Source organism: Shewanella sp. 0m-8, assembly GCF_052977265.1.
The window spans coordinates 25,494-48,305 of the sequence record NZ_JBRIMB010000024.1 but is presented as its reverse complement, the minus strand read 5'-3'; the positions used below and the strand labels follow the sequence as shown (position 1 = coordinate 48,305).

The window sequence follows — 22,812 nt, the reverse complement described above, 5'->3', positions numbered from 1 at the left end:
AATCGCCGTGCCACTCTAGCGTCTCATTAACCATGTCAAGAGCCTTCTCACATGCCATTAGAGCTTGCATTTTCAAACGCACAAATTGTTATCATTGCCGCAATCGCTTTTCTATCTATGCTGATTGGTGCGTTATTTAATCAACGAAAAACTCGTATTAAATGGGAATACGTACGAAACCAGCTTTTAGATGAGATGGAACAAACAAAACTTGAGCTCAATACTGAAATTCTTGAATTAAAAGAAACCATTCATCAGAAAGAATTGGTGATAGATCAATATCAAGACAAGCTGGAGTTTCGCCTAGAGCAATTAGGCAAAGCACAAGCACAAGCAGAAAGAACCCAAGAGCTGGAGCAGTCACTGGTCGATAACCAACGAAAGCAGATGGAAACTCAACTTGCCCTTTCCAAATCTAATGCCATGCAGCAAACCCTAGCGGCCAGTTTTGATGCAAAACAACAAGCTCTCAACGACAAAATACAGTTACTAGAAGATTCTGAAGTACGTTTAACAGCCCAATTTGAAAACCTAGCGACTAAGATTTTTGAAGCACGCAGTGAAAAACTACAATCACAAAACAATCAACAATTAGATAGCGTACTAGCGCCGTTTAAACAGCAAATTGAAGGGTTTAGGGCACAGGTTCAGGCATCATATTCTCATGAACAAACTCAGCGCAGTGCCCTTAAACACCAACTTGACTCATTAACTGAACTTAACTTAAAGATGAGCCAAGATGCTGTTAACCTCACCAAAGCACTTAAGGGTGATAACAAACAGCAAGGCAATTGGGGAGAAGTGATCCTTGAGCGCGTTTTACAAGAGAGTGGTCTGCGAGAAGGTCATGAGTACGATACACAAACAGATCTTAAAAGTGACAGCGGTAAGCGTTTTAAGCCCGATGTCATCGTGCACTTACCTGAGAACAAAGATGTTGTTATCGATGCGAAAATGTCTCTTGTTGCTTACGAGCGATACTTTAACAGTGACGATGACGATATTCGCGCACAAGCAATTAAAGAACATATCATCTCTGTTCGTGGTCACATAAAAGGCTTAAGCCAAAAGGATTATCAAAAACTTCACGGTGTTAAAAGCTTAGATTACGTATTAATGTTCATTCCACTTGAGCCTGCCTTTTTACTGGCACTTGAGCATGACCCAAGCTTAGTTAACTATGCACTTGAAAGTAATATCATGCTGGTTAGTCCGACTAACTTGCTGGTCGCATTGCGCACTATTAACAATATTTGGCGTTATGAGTACCAAAACCAAAATGCACAGATGATCGCTAAACAAGCTGGCAGGATTTACGACAAGTTATGCGGTTATTTAGACGATATGGAAAAGTTGGGTCGTTCACTTGAATCTGCAGATAAAAACTTTACTAATGCCATGAACAAGTTATCGACAGGAAAAGGCAACGTCATCCGTCAAGCGCATCAAATGCAACAATTAGGCGTACAAACCAGTAAAAAAGTGGACGCACAACTTCTAGATAAAGCGCTAAGCTTATCAGATGATGATTATCATCAAGACGAATGAACAAGGCTGACATGCAAAGCTTAGTTACAAAGAGTAGTTACTAAAGAGCAGCTACTTAAAATTAGTTAACAGCTGACACAACCAGTCTCAATAGGGATAGTTAAGAGGATTGTTGCAAATGCACAAGCAGTTACGTCGCATTTTAACGGGGATGATAGCAATGCTTGCATGCTCCTCAGTCTATGCTTCTACATTGACCAAAGAGCAGCAGCTTTATGTAGAGGCGAGAAGCGCGCTAAGTAAACAGCAATTGGATAAGTACCAGCCAATGCGCGATAAATTAGATGACTACCCTTTAGCCATCTATTTAGACTTTCACAATAACATCAATAATATCCTCAAGCTTCCCGCAAAGCAGGCAATGACAGCGCTAGCCCCCTTTGAGGCCAGTCCATTGTATAACACGGGACGTTACCGTTACCTCAAGCGCAGTGGTAGTCAAAAACGTTGGCAAGATTTCCTCATCGTCAGTCCAAACAGCCCTAATAACATTACCCTACAATGTTATTACTACCGTGCCCAATTACAACAAGGCGATAAACAGATCGCCTATAACGGGGCTAAAACCCTTTGGTTATACGGCCGCTCTCGTCCGAAAGAGTGCGATCCCTTATTCAAAGAGTGGCAAAAAGCCGGGCTGCGTAGCCAAGAGCTCATCTGGTCACGTATGTTACTCAGTTTCGAGCAAGGCCAGTACGGACTGTTATCGTACCTTTCACGACAACTTACCACTCATAAAAATGACGCGAAGCGTTTGCTTGCTGTCTATAAAGATCCGCGCAGTCTTCGCCATACATCAAAATTCAGTGGCAAAGCCAAGATTAATGCAACCATTGTGGATTTAGGCCTGAGAAAATTAGCCAAGAAAGATCTCAAGCAAGCGGTAAAACTGTTCGCGACATATCAGAAAGCTGACAGGTTCAGTGATTATCAAGGCAGAAAACTGAGCCGTTACTTGGTCAGAAGAGCGTTAATTTATCAAACGATTGAACTTCAAAGCTACATAGATACCATTTTACCCTTGCTTGATAGCGACGATCTTGTTGAGATGCGTTTGCGTTGGGCACTTAGAGATAATGACCAAAAAAGTTTTGCCCAATTTTTACCCCAACTCAGTGAACAAAAACAAAATACTGCCCGCTGGAAATATTGGCGTGCGACTGTACTTGCAAAAGAAAATAGCAAGCAAAGCCAGGAGCAATCTATGGCGCTGTTTGAAGCGCTACGTTTAGAGCGCAATTTTTATGGTTACCTTGCTGCCGCTAAATTAAAACAGCCTTATCAACTACAAGATCAGAAAACTCTGAGCGATAATGCGCTAAAGAAAAAGATATTTAACGACAGAGGGTTAGCTCGGGTACAAGAGTTACTCGGGATTGATAAACAGTCTGATGCAAGAGCTGAGTGGGTCATGTTACTTAACCGTCATGATAAAGCGATGCAAAAAGAATATGCTGTCTATGCTGTTGAGCAAAAGTGGCATAGCCTAGGAGTTCAAGCCAGCATACAAGCTAAACTCTGGAATGATATGCAGATGCGCTTTCCTTATGCCGCACAAACCTCTTTTACTCATGCCAGTAAAAAGTATGCCGTGGATATTGATGAAATCCGATCCATTTCACGAAGAGAAAGTGCCTATTACCCAAATGCCACATCCGGAGTGGGAGCTCGAGGATATATGCAGTTGATGCCAGCCACTGCTAAGCAAACAGCGCAGAAAACCAAACTCCCCTACAGCGGAACTAAAAGTCTCTATGATGAAAAGCTCAATATCTCGCTAGGCAGTGCCTACTATGGCGGTTTACTCAAACAATTTGATCAAAATCGAGTATTGGCAACGGCTTCTTATAATGCTGGTCCCCACCGTATTAATAACTGGCTTAAAAAGAGTGATGGTAAACTTGATGTCGTAAGTTTTATCGAATCTATCCCCTACAGAGAAACTCGGGAATACGTACAAGCGGTTCTCAGTTATCGGGTGATCTATCAGATTAAACAAGATAAACACGCTGAGTTATTATCTGAGCAGGAGCTCAAATTTAGCTACTAGCATTTAGTCCCATTATTAATGGCTACCTTTGCCACATGAGTTTAATCTTTTGCACAGTTGACAGGATACTAATCGACTAAAACTAATCCATTACAACTAGCCATTACAACTAGCCATTACAACTAGCCATTACAACTAGGCTACTGCAACTAAGCATTAATCTAGCCTATTATTGCGCAAGATAACTCAGTAAAGCCATCAATCTAAAACCGCTCTAGCAGTCCCCATTAACTAGAGAACTAGAGCGGTCCATCATTTTGCTAGCATTTATATCATTTTCAGCATTTACACCATTTCAGGCCTCTTCAACAGTCTTGCTTCCCCTTTCTGGGCAGCGCGCTCGTTTTATCAGTGTTACATCAGTTACCCCGCCCCTATGCGCTACTGAAAAAGATCAACGCAGAGGAGCTATCCACATCAACGAATTCTGGTGATAACAAGAAAACGAGTTGGAATAATACTGTAAAGTAATTCGATGATGCTGGTTATGTTACAAAACAATCCTTTATTATCACTGGCAAGCCAACACATTTTCCACCATAGTAAAGGCACGCCGAATTGATAACTAAAATATAATTGGCAGCAAGGATCCGTATGCACAATGACCATATAGCCATCATTCTAAAACAACTTGAAACCGTGCTACTCGGTAAACCTCACCAAATAAAGCAAGCTTTGACCTGTATCCTGGCTCGTGGCCACTTACTGATAGAAGATCTACCTGGAATGGGAAAAACCAGTCTATCTCACGGCTTGGCACAAACCTTAGGGCTGAGCTATCAAAGGATCCAATTTACCAGTGATATGCTCCCAGCCGATATTCTCGGCGTCTCAATCTTCGATAAACAGCAAACTGAATTTGTGTTTCATCCTGGGCCTATTTTTAAACAGATGATCCTCGCGGATGAAATTAACCGGGCCAGTCCTAAAACTCAAAGTGCACTGTTAGAGGCCATGGCTGAGCAACAGATCACCGTAGATGGCAGTACTTACCTTTTGCCGCAGCCCTTTTTCGTTATCGCGACCCAAAACCCCAGTGAGCAATCGGGTACATTTCCACTTCCCGAATCCCAGCTAGACAGATTCATGATGAGGATATCCATTGGTTATCCTGCCCCCGACGCTGAGCTAGCGATGTTAAAAGGTCAAGATAGTCGCGCCCAAACTGAAATTTTACCCCAATGCCTCACTGCGTTAACCCTACAAGAATTGCAAGTCTGTACAGATAATGTCAGTGCATCAGATGCCTTACTGCAATACATCCTTGCCTTAGTAAACGCATCCAGAAATGAGCCCCAAGGCTCAGGGCTCTCGCCAAGAGCCAGTAAAGCGATACTACAAGCCGCAAAAGCTTGGGCATTTATTCATGGTAGAACGTACTTAGTTCCTGAAGACGTTCAGTCGATATTTCCTCACGTTGCAGAGCATCGAATTAGCTCACATTCAAAACAGCAAGGTGAAGCGTTATCGGCAAAAATAATCAACAGGATCAATCCAATACTTTAAGAAACATGTATGCAAGTTCAAAGAGAATCTTATTGAAAGCGCACCAATTTTTAGGCAAGTTTTTATAATAGGAGTTTATGCGAAACCGTCACAAACTAAACACAAAGCTCAAGCAAAAATGGCAGCGATGGGTCTCCCGCAGAATTCCAGCAACAGAGCAAATAACCCTCAGCCATAAGAGCATTTTTATCCTGCCTACAGGATTTGGACTGGCGTGGATTTTTCTATTCGTGTTACTCTTTTTATTTGGGACAAATTACCAAAATAACCTTGTAATGGGCTTAAGCTTTTTACTGTTAAGTATCTTTAATACCTGCATTATCTATAGTTATAAAAATTTAGCCGGACTCACCCTATCAAGTAGTAAAAGTAGCAACAGCTTTGCTGGTCAAGCCCTCTATTTTCCTATTAATTTAAGCTCACCAAATATTGCCTATGAGATCCAGCTTAACTTTCAAAATCAACCTTTAGAAGTTGTAAAAACAGTCAATCAGCACCAAACGCAAACCTTAGTAACCTTTAATCACTCTCATCGCGGCTATAATCGCCCCGGCAGAATGAAAGTAGAAACTCGATACCCCCTCGGACTTTGCCGAGCCTGGTCACATGTCGATTTAACCTTAGCTCAGTTGGCATTCACACAGCCGGTAATTGACCCTAACCCCATTCAATTAAGTGTCCATCAAAGTGATGTTCCACAAGATAACGGCAAGTATGTGGCTGGCGTTGATGAATATAAAGGGCTAAAAGAGTACGTGGTTGGTGAGCCATTAAAACAAGTCGCTTGGAAACAGTGGGCTCAAGGACGCGGCATGTTAACCAAAGAGTTTGAAGAGCCACAAGGTGCACCTATGTGGTTATCCTTAGAGCCAACAACTAAAGATATAGAACTCGCATTAAGTTACCTTTCCTGGCATACCGAGCAGCTAAGTTCAAACAATCAGACCTTTGGCCTTGCAATCGACGGGATCTCAATCCCACCGTCTAACGGTGAACAACACCGAATTGAGGTTCAAACTCAATTAGCGTTATTTTCAAGCAATCGAGTCAGTCCTGAGCACCCGACGGATTTGCCCAACTTACACAATACCTCGCAAAGCAAACGACAACAAAGGGCTCATCCTACCCCCCAAGAAACACCACAACAGGTCAAGCTATGACGGCAAAAGAGAGCCAGAGGATCTCCCGTCATACATTAATGTGGTTACTGATCACCAATATCGCGATCTTGACACCGTTATATGAACAGGTCACGCTGTGGTCACTGTCTATTTGTGCCATCTGTATATTTTGGCGCATCGGGATCTATCTCGGTAAAGTCGCTAAACCACCCAAATGGTTAGTGACCAGCCTAGCTTTTGCTTCTGCAACAACACTTGCCATGGTTGCAGCACAGATTGGTGTCCTCACCGCAATGGTCAATCTACTCATCTTAGGTTACGCCCTTAAGTACATTGAGATGCGAAACCGCCGTGATGTGAGGGCCGTTGTACTGGTTGGCTACTTTCTTATCGCATTTACTTTTATTCAGCAGCAAACCTTACTTTCTACCCTGCACTTATTAGTGGTAACCGCCATTAATACCTGCGTGCTAATCAGCCTATATCACGATGAAGGCAACTTTAAATATGCCGCCACTCTAGGCAGTAAAATTATTTTTCAAAGCCTCCCGCTTGCGATTATTTTATTTCTCGTCTTGCCCCGCCTTCCTCCTTTGTGGATGGTACCACCACAAAATGGAGCCCAAACAGGACTCTCAGATAACGTCAGTTTTGGGGATATTAGCCAGCTTACGCGCTCTAGTGAACTGGCTTTTAGGGCCACTTTTGAGACGGGTGCGCCGAGCAATGACAAACTATATTGGCGTGCCATAGTAATGGAAGATTACAATGGACAAAATTGGACGCAAAACCCAAGGTTCACCAATTCCTATGCAGGCCTCCCCAAAAATCAGCCCGCTATATTCGCCGAGCAAGCTTCAGCGCAATCGGTAAACCCGCCCGCTTTTCCCCTCACTCAGACTGAGGCCGCTAACCCAACTTCAACCGCCATCACCTATAGCGTCATTGCTGAGCCCAGCGCGCAGCAGTGGTTATTTGGTCTTGATGTCGCCACCAGCAATGATAAAACCATTCGCCAGCGTGCTGACCATACTCTTTATGCCAATAAGCCAATCGATCAAAGACGTATATATCAAGTCACCAGTTTTGATAACCGCATTATGGATCCTCTGCTTAGCGCTGAGAGTCGCGCGATTAACCTCGCGCTACCTAAGGCTGTTAACCCTCAAACCCGTGAATTAGCGGATAAGTTTGCCATAAGCTATCCGGTACAAGAAGATAGGCTCAACGCCATGATGCGCTACTTCACGCAGCAGCCCTACTTTTATACATTGCGTCCCCCGCGGGTTGGCAAGCAGCAAATTGATGACTTTCTTATCTATAACAAGGCGGGGTTTTGTGTGCATTACGCCAGTGCATTTGCATTTATGGCCAGAGCGACTGGGATCCCTGCACGATTAGTCACAGGCTACCAAGGGGCTGAGTTCAACCCAGCAGCAGGTTATTACAGTATTTATCAATACATGGCACATGCTTGGGTTGAGGTTTGGTTGCCCAATCTTGGCTGGGTGCGCTTCGACCCAACCGCAATGATTGCACCGGAGCGAGTCGAACAAGGCTTTGATGCTTTTTTTGATCCCGAAACAACCTATCTACTGGATAACCCCTTTAGCGCACTTGGCTATCGTGACAACGCCGCTCTTAATCAATTACGGATGCATGTTGCCAGTGTCGATTATTTTTGGAGTGTGTGGGTGCTTGGGTTTAATAGCCAAAAGCAGCAACGCGTATTAGAGGAGATTTTGGGTGAAGTCACTCAAACTAAACTGGCTATTTTTATCCTTATTAGCCTTTGTGTCATTGGCTTAGCCATCGCATACAGTGCTGGGTTAATCCAATTTCATCGCTCAAGTGATAAACACCTCAACGCCTATTACTCTGTATGTAAAATGCTCCGCCAGCGAGGGCTATCTAGGGAATATCATGAAGGACCTCAAGATTACAATCTTCGAGTGGCTGCAGCCTTCCCCGCCATCGCCGAGGACTTTGATAAATTAACCCAATATTTTGTGACGATTAAATATCAAAAAGTCAGTAAAAGAGCCCTGAAACGTTTTTCTCGATTACTTATCAAGCAATCGAGATGGTTAAAAATCAATATCATCAAACAGAGATTGGCACTTAATAAAACAAACACATAGAATGGATTAATCCAGCAGTAACCTGCTCACCAAACTGCATTCTTGTTAAAGGAACGCCATGCTATACCTAGTCCAATCGAACCAAATGGAAGCGCTGTCACAGCTATTAGCTACAGAGCTGCGTACCCCATTACCTCATACCCCTTTGTTAATGCCTGAGCATATTTTGGTACAAAGCCCGGGGATGTCCACATGGTTAAGACTCGAAATAGCAAGGCAAAACAACATTGCAGCTGGGCTTGAGTTTCCACTGCCATCAAGCTTTATCTGGCAGCTATGCCATACCTTGCTTGATGATGTGCCTAAAGAGAATGCTTTCACCAAAGCGGCAATGACCTGGAAACTGATGGAATTGCTGCCCACACTTATCGACCATGAAGATTTTTTACCCTTGGCCAATTATCTTAATAATGGTAATGGTGAAGCGACTGAAAGCACTGTGATAAGTGGCAGTGACGCTGCAAGTGAAATGGCCGACGCGATTATTGAGCAAACAGAACAAAACCCACTTAAGTTATATCAACTCTGTGGTCAAATTGCCGATATCTTCGACCAATATTTAGTTTACCGTCCCGACTGGATCACCGCATGGGAAGCTAATGAACCAAGGTTGCCTCCAAAAGGTGACAAGCTCAGCCCAGCTCAAGCTTGGCAGCCTATTCTATGGCGCGCCCTTATTGACTTTAATGCCAATGGCTTAAATAAGAGCCGCTACCACCGTGCTAACTTGCATCAATCTTTATTCGATGCATTGGATGATCCGAATACCTGTTTAGACGCCTTACCTAGACGACTATTCGTCTTTGGGATCTCGTCCATGGCGCCACAAACCCTCGATGTATTGCACTATTTAGCCAAGCGCATCGATGTGATCATGCTTAATCTCAGCCCGTGTCAGCATTATTGGGGAGACATTGTCGACCCGCGTTTGCGCGCACGTATGGCACTGCAGTACGCCGATAAACAAAAGCTAGAATTGGAGTGGGAAGATAAGCTTGAGGTTGGTAATCCAATCTTAGCCAATAATGGCAAAATGGGCCGTGAGTTACTTGACTTACTGTTAGAGTTGCCAGAAGAGCATACCGCATTCAATTTTGATTGCTACCAAGAGCCTAACACCGACACCATGCTCAGCGGCGTGCAATATGACGTTCTGGAGCTCAGTACCCGTGGTCAAAGCTTGGGGCCAGATGCCGCGCTTTATTTAAGCTTAGATGGCAGACGCGTTATCGACCCAAGCGATAACTCAATAACCGTTCGCAGTTGCCACAGCCCGCTTAGAGAAGTCGAGACCCTGCACGACCATCTGCTCGAGATGCTGTCTCGCCCTCTTTCTGACGGACAATCTCCACTAGCGGCAAAAGATATCGTGATCATGATGCCCGATGTTGCGGCCTACGCGCCTTACATCGATGCCGTATTTGGTGCTAAACAAGGCAGCCACTTTATCCCTTATGCGATAGCGGATCGCGGCGCCGCCCAAGAATCTCCTCTTATTTCAAGCTTTTTACACCTATTGAAAATTAATCAGAGTCGTTTTGGGCTTACCGATATTCTCAGTATTTTAGAAGTGCCAGCCGTACTGCGCCGCTTCGAACTAGACGATGACGGACTCGCCGTGATTAAGCGCTGGCTAGATCAAGCCGGCGTGCGCTGGGGACGTGATGAAACCAGTCGCACCGAATATCAACTGCCAGCATTTGAACAAAACTCATGGGCTTTTGGCATTAAACGCTTAATCTTAGGTTATAGCTTCAGTGATGACTCGCCACTCTATCAACACAGCTTATCGGTTAATGGTGTTGAGGGACAAACAGCGCAGGCGCTAGGAAAATTACTCGACTTTATCGAAGCGCTCGATGACGTGCATCAAGCACTTGCACAGGTTTGCAGCCTCAGTGAACGGATGGCGCAGCTAGAAGCCATACTCGAAAACTTCTATGAGGTTGATGACGATGAGATGGTGCAGCAGCAAGAGATCAGAGACGCCATCGTTAAACTCAATGAAGAGTTGACCGAAGCTGGACACACAACGCCGTTAACCATAGAAGTGCTACAAAACTGGTTTAATAGCCGTTTATCTGAATCTCGCGTAGGTCAGCGCTATCTTGCCGGAAGTGTTAATTTCTGTACCTTAATGCCAATGCGATCTATTCCATTCAAACTGGTTTGCTTACTCGGAATGAACGACGGCGTCTATCCGAGAGTACAGCATCCTGTTGGTTTCGATCTTGTGGCGCAAATGGGGCCAAGAAAAGGCGACCGCTCTCGTCGATTAGACGATAGATATCTATTTTTAGAAGCCATTTTATCGGCGCGTGAGCAACTTTATATCAGCTATATCGGTAACAGCGAGCGTGATGACTCTGAGCGGATCCCCTCTATGTTGGTCTCTGAGTTAATCGAGTATTGCCAACTGGTCTACTTGCCTAAAAGTTTAAAGAACGAACAAACTTCGGCGGAGCAAGTGTCCCCCGCATTGATCGATAACATCGAAAAACAGATCCGCGCGCACCTTATTAAAAAGCAACCACTGCAGCCGTTTGATAACCGACTTTATACTGCGCAAAATCCAGTGGCTAATGCTGAAACTCAAAGTGTTGAGCAACTAAACGGACACATTCAGCAGAGCTATTCGGCTCAGTGGTGCCCAGCCCCTATCAAGCCCGTTGATAGTCTGTCAGCAGAAACGCTGCGTCACTACAAACGTTTCATTGGACAAACCACACAGCTGCAACAGGTTAATGATGAAACAGATTTAACTAACACTGAACTTGAGCTTTCCGCCCTTATCCGCTTTTTTAGGAATCCGGCGCAGTACTTTTTTAACCGTACTTTAAAAGTCGATCTCGGACTTGATATTCAAGCCGATGATAATGACGAACCTTTTAGCTTAAACGCGCTTGAACGCTACAAACTGCAAGCCAAACTGTTAGACGACGCCATAGAAAGTGGTGAACAGCAGCCAGCAGCTGAATTATTAGAACGCTTAAAAGCTCAGGGAAACCTGCCGCTAAAGCCCTTCGACGACTTGATTTTAAATCAATATCTGCATGATATTAACCCTTTGATTGGACGAAGCTTATACCTAAAAGGTGAACACTCCCAATCGGTTAATATCGACCTTTTATTTGAAGATATTGGCTTGCACTTGGTGGGACGCATTGATGATTTGAGTGTAAAAGGACTTGTGAATTACCGACCCGGCACCGCCAATGGCCGCGACTTAATTCGTGTCTATTTAAGACACCTCTGCCTTTGTGCCATGCAAAGTCAGCCAGGGCTTAAAGCTGAGCTAGAACAGGAACTCAAACCAGAACTAAACCAAGAGCTAAGTAGCACGCCAATAACCAGCTACTTACTCGATATTGGCCATTTTCATGCGTTTGCCCCCATTACAGCAGAACAAGCAAAAGCGCAGTTGAGCCAATGGTTACACTGTTTTAAACAAGGTCAAGCACACCCCCTGATGTTTATGCCGCGAACAGCCCTGGCCTACGTAGAGGCTGAAGGCAGCCACAGACAGAAACTACTCGAAGCGCAGTCACAGTGGTTAGATGAGCAAAGTCAGTTAGGTGAAGGGCTAGAGCCCCACTTCCAACGTTTATTTAGCTTCCCTGAAGACTTTACTGAACAGAGCTTCGCAAAAACAGCCAATACACTACTTTCGCCACTATTAAGCTTGTATTACAAAGATAAACTCAGTGAGCTAGCCACTTTTGCAGAATCCGGTAACGATACCGTAAATTTGCAAGCTGCCTCTTCGCTAAATAGCCAAAGCGAGGCAAATTAAGATGAGTAATAATCAAGTAGAAAATATGACTTGTACAATAGAGCAGTCCATTACAGCCACTATCGTGACAGAACCTTTAAATACCCTGACACTGCCTTTTGGCGGCAGCCGCTTAATTGAGGCCAGTGCGGGGACAGGTAAAACCTTTACCATTGCAGGTTTGTACGTGCGCTTACTGCTTGGTCATGGTATTGAGTCACCGCTAACCTGTGAGCAAATCTTGGTGGTCACCTTTACCAATGCCGCCACAGGTGAGCTAAGGGATCGTATTCGTAAAAAGATCCAACTCGCCTATCGTCGCTTTATCGGCCTAGAGGTCGATGATGAGTTAATCAATGCGCTTTACGTTGCAACAGATGAAACTGCGCTCCCGATCGCCCGTAAACGCTTGGACTTGGCGCTTAAATCTCTCGATGAGGCCGCTATCTTTACTATTCACGGTTTTTGTCAGCGTATTTTAGCTGATATGGCCTTTGAATCTTCTTTATTATTTGAGTCTGAATTTACCCTAGATGATAGCGAGTTTTTACACCATGCGGTGAGAGATTTTTGGCGTGAAAAGTGCTATCCACTAAATGGCAGTTTAGCCCATGTTATCCAGTCAAAATTTAGTGAGCCGGATGTATTATCACGTCAACTCAGGCCACTACTGGGAGCCAGCAATGCCATTGCTCAGCCTCAACCTGAAGCCTTTGATAAGCTAGAAGCCAACCTCACTCAAAGTCTCAGCCGCTTTAAACTGAGTTGGCCAAAGGATCGCGAACAAACTGAAACCCTGTTACACGCATTGCCACTGAACGGGGCACGTTTCGGTAAAAAAGCAGACGGCTATCCAAAGCTTGCAAAGATGCTCGATGAACTCGATAACTGGGTAGCCTTTGGCCAGGGTCTCCCACCGGCAAAGGCACTTGAAGCGTTATCACTTAACAGCCTGAAATTGAATAAGGGCGGAGAGATCCCCACCGCTCAGCAAGCACCTATGCTGGATCATATAGAGCGGCTCACTCAGTTAATCGCCAGTTTAATTCCAAGCTTTCTTTATTGCGCCAGAGATGGCATTGCCAAGCGTTTTGCCAAGCAAAAACTTGAGCGCAACTTGCTTACACCTGATGATTTGTTGCTAACCCTTGCTGGTGCGCTGAGTGTATCAAAAGACAATATCTTAGCCCGCAGTATTAGCCAGCGCTTTCCGGTGGCATTAATCGATGAGTTTCAAGATACCGATCCGTTACAGTTTGAGATCTTTAACTCCATCTATCAAAGCACGGATCCTTATAACGCCTCGGCGCAACAGGAGAAACTTAGTTTATTGATGATTGGCGATCCAAAACAAGCGATTTACGCATTTCGCGGCGCCGATATCCACACCTATATTCAGGCGCGAGAACAAACAGCCAAGCATTACAACTTAGACACTAACTATCGCTCGAATAAGCAGATGGTTGATGCCGTTAATGGGATTTTTAGCCACAGAGCAGACCCTTTTATTAGTCAGTCTATTCCGTTCGAACCCGTCAAAGCATCCAGTTTTGCTGATAAAAAAATCCTCAAAGAGCAACTAGCGGATAACAGCGCATTAAGACTTAGACTATTAAGCGAAGAGAGCGAAAAAGGCCTCAATAAAACCACGGCTCGACAGCTATTAGCCGATGACGTCGCCAATGAAATTGCTTTATTGCTCACAGATGCACAGCAAAACATTTGCACCATTGGCGATAAACCGCTCAAAGCCAAAGATATCGCCGTATTGGTCAGAGACCGACATGAAGCGAATGTTATAAAGTCAGCATTAAACTTTCGCCAAATTGGTGCGGTATTTTTAAGTCGTGACAGCGTTTTTAATACCTTAGAAGCCCGAGAAATGGCGTTAGTGCTTTATGCTATGGCTGATCCCAAAGATGAGCGCGCATTAAGAAGTGCACTAGCTACATCACTATTAGGTTACAGTGCCGAGGCGATTCATCACTTCAATCAAGACGAAGATAAGCGCCAAACATTGCTCGAGCAATTTGCGCAGCTGCATCAAGTGTGGCTAAAGCGCGGCATTATGCCCGCGTTATTGACCTTGGCTAGCCAAACTCAGATCATCGAGCGTTTGCTAAATGCAGAAGAAGGTGAGCGACGCTTAACAGATTTTAGGCATCTCGGTGAGCTACTACAGCAAAAAGCCACCGAACTCGATGGCAGCAGCGCACTCATTAATTGGTTCGAACAAGCGTTGATCGAAAATCAACCAAACGAAGACGCCCAGTTACGTTTAGAGAGTGAACAAAACCTCGTACAGATTGTGACAATCCATAAGAGTAAAGGGCTTGAGTACCCTATCTGTTTTGTACCGTTTGTCAGCTTAAGCCGTGATAATCGAAAAAAACCATCGCCTATGCTGTATCACGATAACAATAAACTTATCTGGGATATTGAGCAGAGCGAGGCTGGCTGGGAACATCAAAAACGTGAAACCTTGGCCGAAGATCTGCGCTTGCTCTATGTCGCGCTAACTCGCCCGGTGCTTAAGTGCTATCTGTATATTGCCAATCACAGCCGCTTTACTAAAAAGTCAGGTATGAGCAGTCAATTGCATGAAACCGCTATCGGCTACCTACTTGGGATTGAAGATAAAGCCTGTGATTATGACAGGCTACTTGCTCAAGCTAAACGATTGCAAGCCTCAAAACCCGATGCGATCAGCTTACAGGAACTCGCCGCTCCAGGCAGCGAAGATGAGCTCACTGCAGAGCCCATTATTCTGGCTAAAGAGGAGTCTGTAGAGGCTCACTTTGCCCCTAAAGTGCTCAAGCGCCCACATCTTACCCCTTGGCGAGTAGGCAGTTACTCTGGCCTTGTAAAACACTTAGCTCATGAGAAAGTGTTACCAGGTGCAGATGATGAAGTCTTTCCTGAGGTGGATGTCATTATCGATGAAGTCGATAACACCCCTTCTCGTTTTACCTTTGAGCGCGGGGCAAATGCAGGTAGCTTTATGCACTTAGTGTTAGAGCTAATTGATTTTACGCAGGCCGAAACCGACTTAGATGAGCAATTACCTATTGCCATGAGTAAATATGGCATAGACGAAACTTGGAGTGAGGTGCTTAAACAATGGTATCTCGACTTATTGAGCGCTCCCCTCGCCGCCGATGACTCTTTGAAGCTAGCGCAGTTATCATCGCAGCAAAAACTGGTTGAAATGGAGTTTTATCTGCCAATATCTGCGCTTAATGCCGATAAGCTCAATAGCCTGTTGACTGAATTTGGTTATAGCGCAGGCCTGAGTTTTGATGATTTACAAGGCATGTTAAAAGGCTTTATAGATTTAACCTTTGAGCATAACAATCAGTACTTTATTGCCGATTACAAATCGAACCACCTAGGCGATGACTTAAGCCAATACCATTTCGCCAATATGCAGCAAGCCATTCGCTCTCACCGCTATGATCTGCAATATATTATCTACACGCTTGCCCTACACCGCTATCTTTCTCTGCGTATGGCAAACTACGATTACGATCTGCATATGGGTGGCAGTTTCTATCTGTTTTTAAGAGGTATGTCTGTTAATAGCCCGCAATCGGGGGTGTATTACGACAAGCCGCCAAAATTACTTATCGAAAAACTTGATGCATTATTTGCAAACACGGTAACAGAACACAATAAGACTGACTCAATGGCACAAGATAATACCTCTGCGGAGCTCAAATGATAGTTACGACTCAGCCAATTAATGAACTTTTGAAACTGTGGCAAAATGAACGACTGCTCACTTCTCTGGATCGCCATTTTGCGCTTGAGATGACCAAGCTGCATCATGAGTCATCACCACTGTTTACACTTATCTGTGCGCTTGTTAGCCAACACCTATCGAGCCAACATACTTGCTTGCCGCTTAAACAGATCGATTTAACCAATCCGTTTAAAGAACAAACGAGCCAGTGCCAAATTAACATAGAGCAAAGCCTGCTTGAGCAAACGTTATTAGCATTCGATGCTATCGGCACCCCAGAAGATGACAATCTTAAGCCGCTTATTATTGATAAAGGTAACCTTTATCTACAGCGGTATTATTACTACGAAAAAGAGGTCGCAGGCGCGCTCAAACGTTTAGCCCATTCACCGCAATCTAGTCAGAACAGCAACAGTAATATTGAGCAAGCCAGCGAGTTACTGTCTAAGCTGTTCCCCCAGACCGAGTTACAATATGACTGGCAGAAAATTGCGACTGCGACAGCAATGACCAAGAAATTAGCGGTCATAACCGGCGGCCCCGGTACAGGTAAAACAACCACGGTCACTAAGCTGCTGTATTTGTTGTGCTCAAGGCAAGAGCTAACCATTCGACTCGTCGCGCCAACCGGTAAAGCGGCTGCGCGGTTAAGTGAGTCTATTAAGGCCTCAAAACAGCGACTTGCTAATGATTTAAGCCAAGCTAATGTTGCTGATCTAGATAAAAATATTGCCAATATTCCTGAAGAAGCGGCCACCTTACACCGCTTATTAGGCGTTATTCCTAATTCACACCAGTTTAGGCACCATAAAGATAATAAGTTAAGGCTCGATCTCTTGGTTATCGATGAAGCTTCTATGGTCGACTTACCTATGATGCACAAAGTGTTATCTGCACTACCAGAGCACGCCAGACTCATTTTACTTGGCGATCAAGATCAGCTGGCCTCGGTAGAAGCCGGTGCGGTACTCGCTGATATTTGCCAAGGTTTGAAGCAAGTGTCTAAAACGACTAAGCAGAGCCGCTGGCATATGCGCTATTCACCATCCCAGGCAACGCTACTGAGTCAATTAACTCACACGGGGTTATCTGAGTTTATCAACCCTAACCCCCAGATTGGCGACAGCCTTTGTATGTTAATGCACAGTCATCGTTTCAAAGGCGACGCCGGCATTGGCCAACTCGCAGCAGCGGTGAATCACTCTAATATTGCTCGTATTGCGCAGGTATGGCAAACAGGCTATCAGGAGTTACTGTGGATAGAGCATGGATTAGTCAACCCACAAAATGCCAGTTCCCAGAGCAACATTGGACTTGAGAGCCTATTGGCTCAGGCTGTTGAACAATATGGTGTTTATTTAGCTGCTATACGCCAAACAATTAGCGGTCAAACACAAGCGAATCAAACTGATATTGATGCTGAAGCGACTATTGACCGCTTTAATCAATACCGTATTTTATGTGCTATGCGAGCGGGTGAATATGGCGTCGAGGGGATCAATCAAGGTGTGACCACGGCACTCGCCGCGCAAGGTCTAATCAATCCAGAACAGGAGTTTTACGCCGGACGGCCAATTATTATTCAAAGTAACGATTACAATCTTGGGCTATTTAACGGTGATATTGGGCTTATTTTACCCGATAGTAACAGTGCAACGGGCCGCTTAATGGCACATTTCATTCAAGCGGACGGTAGCTTACTGAAAGTATTACCCGCAAGACTGCCAAGCCACGAAACCTGCTATGCCATGACGGTACATAAAAGCCAGGGCAGTGAGTTTAGCCATGTCTCATTGGTATTGCCGATAAGACCCAGTATTGCCCAGCAACAGTTACTATCTAAAGAGTTAATTTATACGGCCATTACTCGCGCTAAGCACCACTTTACCTGCCTAGGCACCCAAAAGGTTTTTGAACACGCAAGCACCTGCCTAACCCAGCGAGCATCGGGCTTAGCTCAGCGATTATGGCGCGATGAATAAGCCAAATAGACGACATGCTGAGTGTTAATAAAATTAGCATGTAAATTATGATAAATACTCGAATACAAAAGCAGCATTTAAGCGAAATCGGCTCGGCAAAACTTGCATTAAAAAGTGATTAGGCCATAGTGAGCGAGTAATTAAATAGAGGTCACAGGTGGAGACAAAATGATCCAAAAGAATTTATTACTATTGTGTGGCGGCGGTGGCGATGAGCACAGTATCTCACTCTTATCAGCCAATTTTTTCGAAGCTCAATTAGCGACTCAACCACACTTCAATGTGCTGCGAGTCGAGCTCAATGCCAAAGGCCAATACCACACTCAATCGGGTGAGCTTTGCGAGTTGACTAACAGTAAACAAATTCGCTTCGACGATGAGAGCAAAACACCTTGGGATGTTGATTACGTAATTCCTTGCATTCACGGCTATCCAGGCGAAACGGGAGATATTCAATCTTATTTTGAGTTAATCAACCTTCCTTACTTTGGCTGTGACTCAGAGGCGAGCAGTAACTGCTTCAATAAAGTCACCGCCAAAATGTGGTTCACTGCGCTGGGGATCCCTAATACGCCGTATATTTTCCTAAACGAGTTTAATCAACAAGCCATTGAAGAGACTGAACTTGCACTAGAAAAGTGGGGTTCTATTTTTATCAAAGCTGCATCACAAGGTTCATCGGTTGGTTGCTATCGCGTTGATAATAAAGAGCAACTATCAAGCTCTTTAGAAGAGGCATTTAAGTATTCACCTTATGTTGTGGTTGAAAAAACCATTAACGCTCGTGAGCTAGAAGTCGCCACCTATGAAGTGAACGGTGAAATCATCGCCACTAAACCGGGTGAGATCATTTGTGCCAGTAACACTTTCTATAGCTTCGATGAAAAGTATGCTGAAAATAGCCAAGCACAAACAGTGATTGAAGCCGATGTTGATGAGGTTATTGCTAAGCAAATTCAAGACTATGCAATAAAAGTCTTTAAAGGCATGAAGTTAAGACACCTGTCGAGAATTGACTTCTTCTTAACTGATGACAATGAGATCTTGTTAAACGAGATCAATACCTTTCCAGGGCAAACACAGATCTCTATGTTCCCTAAGATGCTGCAAAACCACGGTCATAACTTTGCAGAATATCTATCAGGTAACATCATGGCGCAGCTTAAATAGTCACGCTGGCAGTAAGACCGCTATAAACTAATTCTGACACCATAGCGTAAGTATAAAGCATCAATAAAACCATCTTGATACATTGCCAATAAGGCTGCGTCGAGGTGGTTTTTTACCCTAGGAGTTAAACCTATATTACACGCCATTGCTTGTATTGAAGTATAAAATACCAACTCCGGCTCACCCAGTTCGACATTCATCACTCGCATATCTTCTCGAGCACTCATTAACTCCGACGCCATTAAGTCAATACGGTTATATTGCAGTTTTTTAATATTTTGCCTTCGTAACGATGCCAATTCGACGTTATAACCTAAATCCAATAAATATTCAGCAATACCACTGCCTAAGTAAGAACCTATGGTCAACGATTTTGCATCACTTAAATTAGCCAACGAAAGTTTTTGACTGTCTGAACTAAAAAGCCCGTATCGAGAGATCAGCATAGGGCTTATCCATTGATATTTTGCTTCTCGTTCTTGGCTCCGCTCAACCGGAGTAACGCAGTAATTATCATGTTGTAGCGTCGTCAATAATGCCCGCTTTAACGGGACAAACGTCAATTGGTAATCTAACTGCGCACGCTCAAATAGCTCTGCGAGTAACTCAACCAATAAGCCTTTTTGCGCCCCGAGTTCTATATAAGCAAATGGCTGTGCTTGATAGGTTAATACCTGCAAACTAAACTGTTTCGCCCCCTGTTCTGCATCAAATGGCAAGGTCATTTGCTGCGTAGTGCTAACCGTGAAACTATCGCTTGGTGTCACCACACTATGGGCCTGCACAGAGAAAGTCATCAGCAATAAGACTGGCCAGCAAATATTATTGCCAAACACGTATAGCCTCCTCATAAGGTAATGTCCGTCCCTTTGGTTTGTCATTGTTTATCATTTTAGGTGCGCCTGGACTTTCAAGCCAAGCTTCAATACTTGTGATGGGATTTAATTTAGGTTCACACCGTTGCATATCACTATGCTCAAGACTGGCTAAATGCTCGTCAACGACCTGCGCCATTTGATCTAACGCTTGCTGAGCGGTCTTATCGCCCTCGACAACCATTGCGATATGGCGCCACCAATATTTAGCGATACCAGGGTAATCGGGAACATTATTACCTGTAGGAGTCCAGACTTGGCGCCCACGACTGCGATAAAACTCAATTAAGCCACCTAAATAGGGAGCGAGTTCAGTAACTTGCTTCGACTCAAGATCCGATAACCTTACTGGAGTGTAACCCTTAAGAAACTTCTTTAAACTCACGGTTTTTGAAACAACAAATTGGGCGTAGAGCCAAGCAGCTTGCCGCCTTTCTAATGGTGTCGATTTTAAAAAAGTCCAAGCACCTGCATCTTGATAACCCGACTTCATCCCCTCTTGCCAGTATTTTCCTACTGGCGAGGGGGCTACGCGCCACTTTGGCGTACCATCTTCATTTATGAGCGTTGAGCCCGGTATGACAAAATTTTCAATGCCAGCGCTATACCAAAATATTTGCTGGGCAATCACCCCTTTCGCAGCCCAGCCAAGAGATTGTGAAAAGTACAACTCCTTCGCCTCTGGTGGCGCGTATTTAAGCCAATCGACATATTTTTCAACCGCATAAACAGCTGCTGGGCTATTGAGCGCGCCACCTCTTGAGGTACTCGCGCCAATGGGGTGACAGTCTTCAACACGGATCCCCCACTCATCGACTGGTTTACCATTAGGGAGTCCCTTATCACCTACCCCCGCCATGGAAAGCCAAGCATCAGATATTCGCCAGCCTAAGGAAGGATGTTTTTTAGCATAATCCATATGGCCATAAATTCGCTTGCCGTCGATAACTTTAACTTTTTCACTAAAAAACTCGGCAATGTCTTCGTAGGCTTGCCAATTTTGAGGCACAGCTAGCTCATAGCCGTACAAGCTGCTAAATAAGTTTTTAAGTTCTGGTCTAGCAAACCAATCTTTTCGGTACCAATACAGGTTCACAAATTGCTGATCGGGTAACTGATATAACTTACCACCCGGACTGGCTGTAAAGCTCAAACCAATGAAGTCTGATAAATCAATTGTGGGAGAGGTGACTTTTTTACCCGAACCAATAATAAAGTCACTTAAAGGCACAACATAGTTTTGCCTGAAATGGGTACCAATGAGGTCACTGTCACTGATATAGCCATCATACAAATTTTGATTAGTGGTATTTTGTATCGACATTTTTTGCAAAACATCAGCCTCCCCAGTCACTTCATGAATAACATGGATCCCAGTTATCTCATAAAATGCTTTTGCTAAGACTTCTGATTCATAAATATGCGTAGCTATCCGCTCAGAGGTCACTCTGATAGTGAGGTGTCGATAAGGTTCAGCAGCATCAATAAACCACTGCATCTCTTGCATCTGCTCAGCTTTCGTCAGAGTCGATGGCTGAAACGATTTAGCAACCCAACCTTCAGCGGCATCTTGATTGTCACTGGCAAAAGCGGGGCCTAAAAATAAAGACAGACTGAATAAAGAATTGCGTAATAAGCACTGTTGAATCACCTATCTGCTCCCTGATAGTGATTTGAAATGAATTGTTTTGTCTATTGTTAAAAAACAAAGTCATCCGATGATAACTTAATAAAGTAAAGGAAAATAAGTAAAAAGCCAGCGCAATTTGCGCTGGCTTTTTACTTTCAGACCATCCCCTTCATACAAAGCTTACCAGCCTTGTATCCCCTGCATATCAGGAAGGTGATGGGCGATGCCTTTATGGCAATCGATACAGGTCTTCTCACCACTGGCTAAAGAGGTGGAGTGCATCTTAGCCGCTCGCGGTGATTGACGAGTGAAGTCCATGTAGTCAAAGTTGTGGCAATTTCGACACTCTAGCGAGTCATTTGCTTTTAAACGCGCCCACTCATGCTCTGCAAGTTCACGGCGTTTCTCTTCAAACTTTTCGCGGGTACTGATCGTACCAAACACCTTGCCCCAAACTTCTTTAGACGCCTGCATCTTACGGGCTATCTTATCGGTCCAGTTGTGAGGCACGTGACAATCAGGACAGGTTGCACGTACTCCGCTTCGGTTAGTAAAGTGAATTGTAGATTGCATCTCTTGGTAAACGTTGTTTTCCATCTCATGGCAACCAATACAAAACGCTTCTTGGTTGGTCACTTCTAGGGCTGTGTTAAATCCCCCCCAGAAAATCACCCCAGCAACAAACCCACCGAGTGTTAAAAAGCCTAAACTATAATGAACACTAGGCTTTCTAAGCACTGTCCAAACCTGATTAAGGGAGGAACGTAATTTTGCTAGCATAACGGCTCCTAGTGCGCTTTTTTATTAGAATCGGCTTTCATCAACTGGTCCATATCCACAAACTCATTCGGCACTAAAATCTTAGCGTCCAGTTGTGGTACGTGGCACTGAGTACAAAAGTATCGTCTTGGTGATAATGTCGCGAGAAAATTATTCTCTCTATCCATATAGTGGGTCACGCTGACCATAGGCGCTTGTGAGTCACCCGTTCGGCTGCGAGCATGACAAGACATACACTTATTCACCTTTAAGTTGACCTGATAACCATCAATCTTATGGGGGATGACAGGCGGCTGCATTGGATAGTTACGCACTTCCTTAACATCTGAGTTAATCACTTTTTGCATTGCCGGTGGTGTAGGCTCAGCATTGAGCGGTGCATCACGTAATGTTGCTATTTTATCGGCTGGAATTGCCTGCTCAGCTACGCTAAATCCACTCGCTAAAGAGAAACTCATCAAAGCAGCGACAGAGACTTGTGTTAATGTTTTCATG

The 22,812-nt window shown here is 44.4% G+C and carries 13 protein-coding genes; 9 read left to right on the top strand and 4 right to left on the bottom strand.

The window, feature by feature from the left end; genetic code table 11:
* Window positions 1-51: 51 nt before the first annotated feature.
* The 9 genes from rmuC to ACVBIO_RS12610 all read left to right on the top strand — a co-directional run bounded on the left by rmuC (window position 52) and on the right by ACVBIO_RS12610 (window position 19,032).
* A complete protein-coding gene (gene rmuC / locus ACVBIO_RS12650; protein ID WP_447172756.1) occupies window positions 52-1,548 on the top strand; it encodes a DNA recombination protein RmuC in 1,497 nt (498 codons plus the stop codon).
* A 118-nt stretch (window positions 1,549-1,666) separates the two neighbouring features.
* Window positions 1,667-3,598: a transglycosylase SLT domain-containing protein gene (locus tag ACVBIO_RS12645; RefSeq protein ID WP_447172755.1), complete on the top strand. Its 1,932-nt coding sequence runs from the start codon at window positions 1,667-1,669 to the stop codon at window positions 3,596-3,598.
* Window positions 3,599-4,192: 594 nt separating this feature from the next.
* Window positions 4,193-5,104 (top strand): AAA family ATPase, encoded by a 912-nt coding sequence (locus tag ACVBIO_RS12640; RefSeq protein ID WP_447159885.1) that lies wholly within the window; start codon window positions 4,193-4,195, stop codon window positions 5,102-5,104.
* A 77-nt stretch (window positions 5,105-5,181) separates the two neighbouring features.
* Entirely contained in the window at window positions 5,182-6,264 is a 1,083-nt protein-coding gene (locus ACVBIO_RS12635) for a DUF58 domain-containing protein (RefSeq protein ID WP_447172754.1), read from the top strand.
* The gene (locus ACVBIO_RS12630; RefSeq protein ID WP_447172753.1) at window positions 6,261-8,366 is read left to right on the top strand and encodes a transglutaminase TgpA family protein; all 2,106 of its coding nucleotides are present in this window, start codon (window positions 6,261-6,263) and stop codon (window positions 8,364-8,366) included. Before ACVBIO_RS12635 ends, ACVBIO_RS12630 begins: the two co-directional genes overlap by 4 nt.
* Before the next feature lie 58 nt (window positions 8,367-8,424).
* Complete coding sequence (gene recC, locus ACVBIO_RS12625) at window positions 8,425-12,159, top strand: exodeoxyribonuclease V subunit gamma (RefSeq protein ID WP_447159888.1); 3,735 nt, start codon at window positions 8,425-8,427, stop codon at window positions 12,157-12,159.
* Between the two features lies 1 nt (window position 12,160).
* Window positions 12,161-15,859: an exodeoxyribonuclease V subunit beta gene (recB, locus tag ACVBIO_RS12620; protein WP_447172752.1), complete on the top strand. Its 3,699-nt coding sequence runs from the start codon at window positions 12,161-12,163 to the stop codon at window positions 15,857-15,859.
* Window positions 15,856-17,862, top strand: a complete 2,007-nt coding sequence (recD, locus tag ACVBIO_RS12615; protein WP_447172751.1) for an exodeoxyribonuclease V subunit alpha — start codon at window positions 15,856-15,858, stop codon at window positions 17,860-17,862. The genes recB and recD overlap by 4 nt, the downstream gene beginning before the upstream one ends.
* Before the next feature lie 168 nt (window positions 17,863-18,030).
* Complete coding sequence (locus ACVBIO_RS12610; RefSeq protein WP_447172750.1) at window positions 18,031-19,032, top strand: D-alanine--D-alanine ligase; 1,002 nt, start codon at window positions 18,031-18,033, stop codon at window positions 19,030-19,032.
* Window positions 19,033-19,052: 20 nt separating this feature from the next.
* Here the strand turns inward: ACVBIO_RS12610 and ACVBIO_RS12605 are convergent, their stop codons facing one another.
* The 4 genes from ACVBIO_RS12605 to ACVBIO_RS12590 all read right to left on the bottom strand — a co-directional run bounded on the left by ACVBIO_RS12605 (window position 19,053) and on the right by ACVBIO_RS12590 (window position 22,811).
* Window positions 19,053-19,868 carry a substrate-binding periplasmic protein gene (locus tag ACVBIO_RS12605; protein WP_447164074.1) on the bottom strand — a complete coding sequence of 272 codons (816 nt, stop codon included), beginning with the start codon at window positions 19,866-19,868 and terminating at the stop codon, window positions 19,053-19,055.
* Window positions 19,855-21,558, bottom strand: coding sequence for an ABC transporter substrate-binding protein (locus ACVBIO_RS12600; RefSeq protein WP_447159892.1), 1,704 nt, complete (start codon window positions 21,556-21,558; stop codon window positions 19,855-19,857). The genes ACVBIO_RS12605 and ACVBIO_RS12600 overlap by 14 nt, the downstream gene beginning before the upstream one ends.
* Before the next feature lie 159 nt (window positions 21,559-21,717).
* Entirely contained in the window at window positions 21,718-22,317 is a 600-nt protein-coding gene (locus tag ACVBIO_RS12595; protein WP_447159893.1) for a cytochrome c3 family protein, read from the bottom strand.
* An 8-nt stretch (window positions 22,318-22,325) separates the two neighbouring features.
* Entirely contained in the window at window positions 22,326-22,811 is a 486-nt protein-coding gene (locus ACVBIO_RS12590; protein ID WP_447164072.1) for a nitrate reductase cytochrome c-type subunit, read from the bottom strand.
* Window position 22,812 lies beyond the last annotated feature (1 nt).

Excerpts from the sequence above, each read along its gene's own strand:
- recD (WP_447172751.1), top strand. The coding sequence starts at position 15,856 with ATGATAGTTACGACTCAGCCAATTAATGAACTTTTGAAACTGTGGCAA.
- recB (WP_447172752.1), top strand. The coding sequence starts at position 12,161 with ATGAGTAATAATCAAGTAGAAAATATGACTTGTACAATAGAGCAGTCC.
- ACVBIO_RS12630 (WP_447172753.1), top strand. The coding sequence starts at position 6,261 with ATGACGGCAAAAGAGAGCCAGAGGATCTCCCGTCATACATTAATGTGG.
- ACVBIO_RS12590 (WP_447164072.1), bottom strand. The coding sequence starts at position 22,811 with ATGAAAACATTAACACAAGTCTCTGTCGCTGCTTTGATGAGTTTCTCT.
- rmuC (WP_447172756.1), top strand. The coding sequence starts at position 52 with ATGCCATTAGAGCTTGCATTTTCAAACGCACAAATTGTTATCATTGCC.
- ACVBIO_RS12635 (WP_447172754.1), top strand. The coding sequence starts at position 5,182 with ATGCGAAACCGTCACAAACTAAACACAAAGCTCAAGCAAAAATGGCAG.
- ACVBIO_RS12610 (WP_447172750.1), top strand. The coding sequence starts at position 18,031 with ATGATCCAAAAGAATTTATTACTATTGTGTGGCGGCGGTGGCGATGAG.
- ACVBIO_RS12640 (WP_447159885.1), top strand. The coding sequence starts at position 4,193 with ATGCACAATGACCATATAGCCATCATTCTAAAACAACTTGAAACCGTG.
- ACVBIO_RS12645 (WP_447172755.1), top strand. The coding sequence starts at position 1,667 with ATGCACAAGCAGTTACGTCGCATTTTAACGGGGATGATAGCAATGCTT.
- ACVBIO_RS12595 (WP_447159893.1), bottom strand. The coding sequence starts at position 22,317 with ATGCTAGCAAAATTACGTTCCTCCCTTAATCAGGTTTGGACAGTGCTT.
- recC (WP_447159888.1), top strand. The coding sequence starts at position 8,425 with ATGCTATACCTAGTCCAATCGAACCAAATGGAAGCGCTGTCACAGCTA.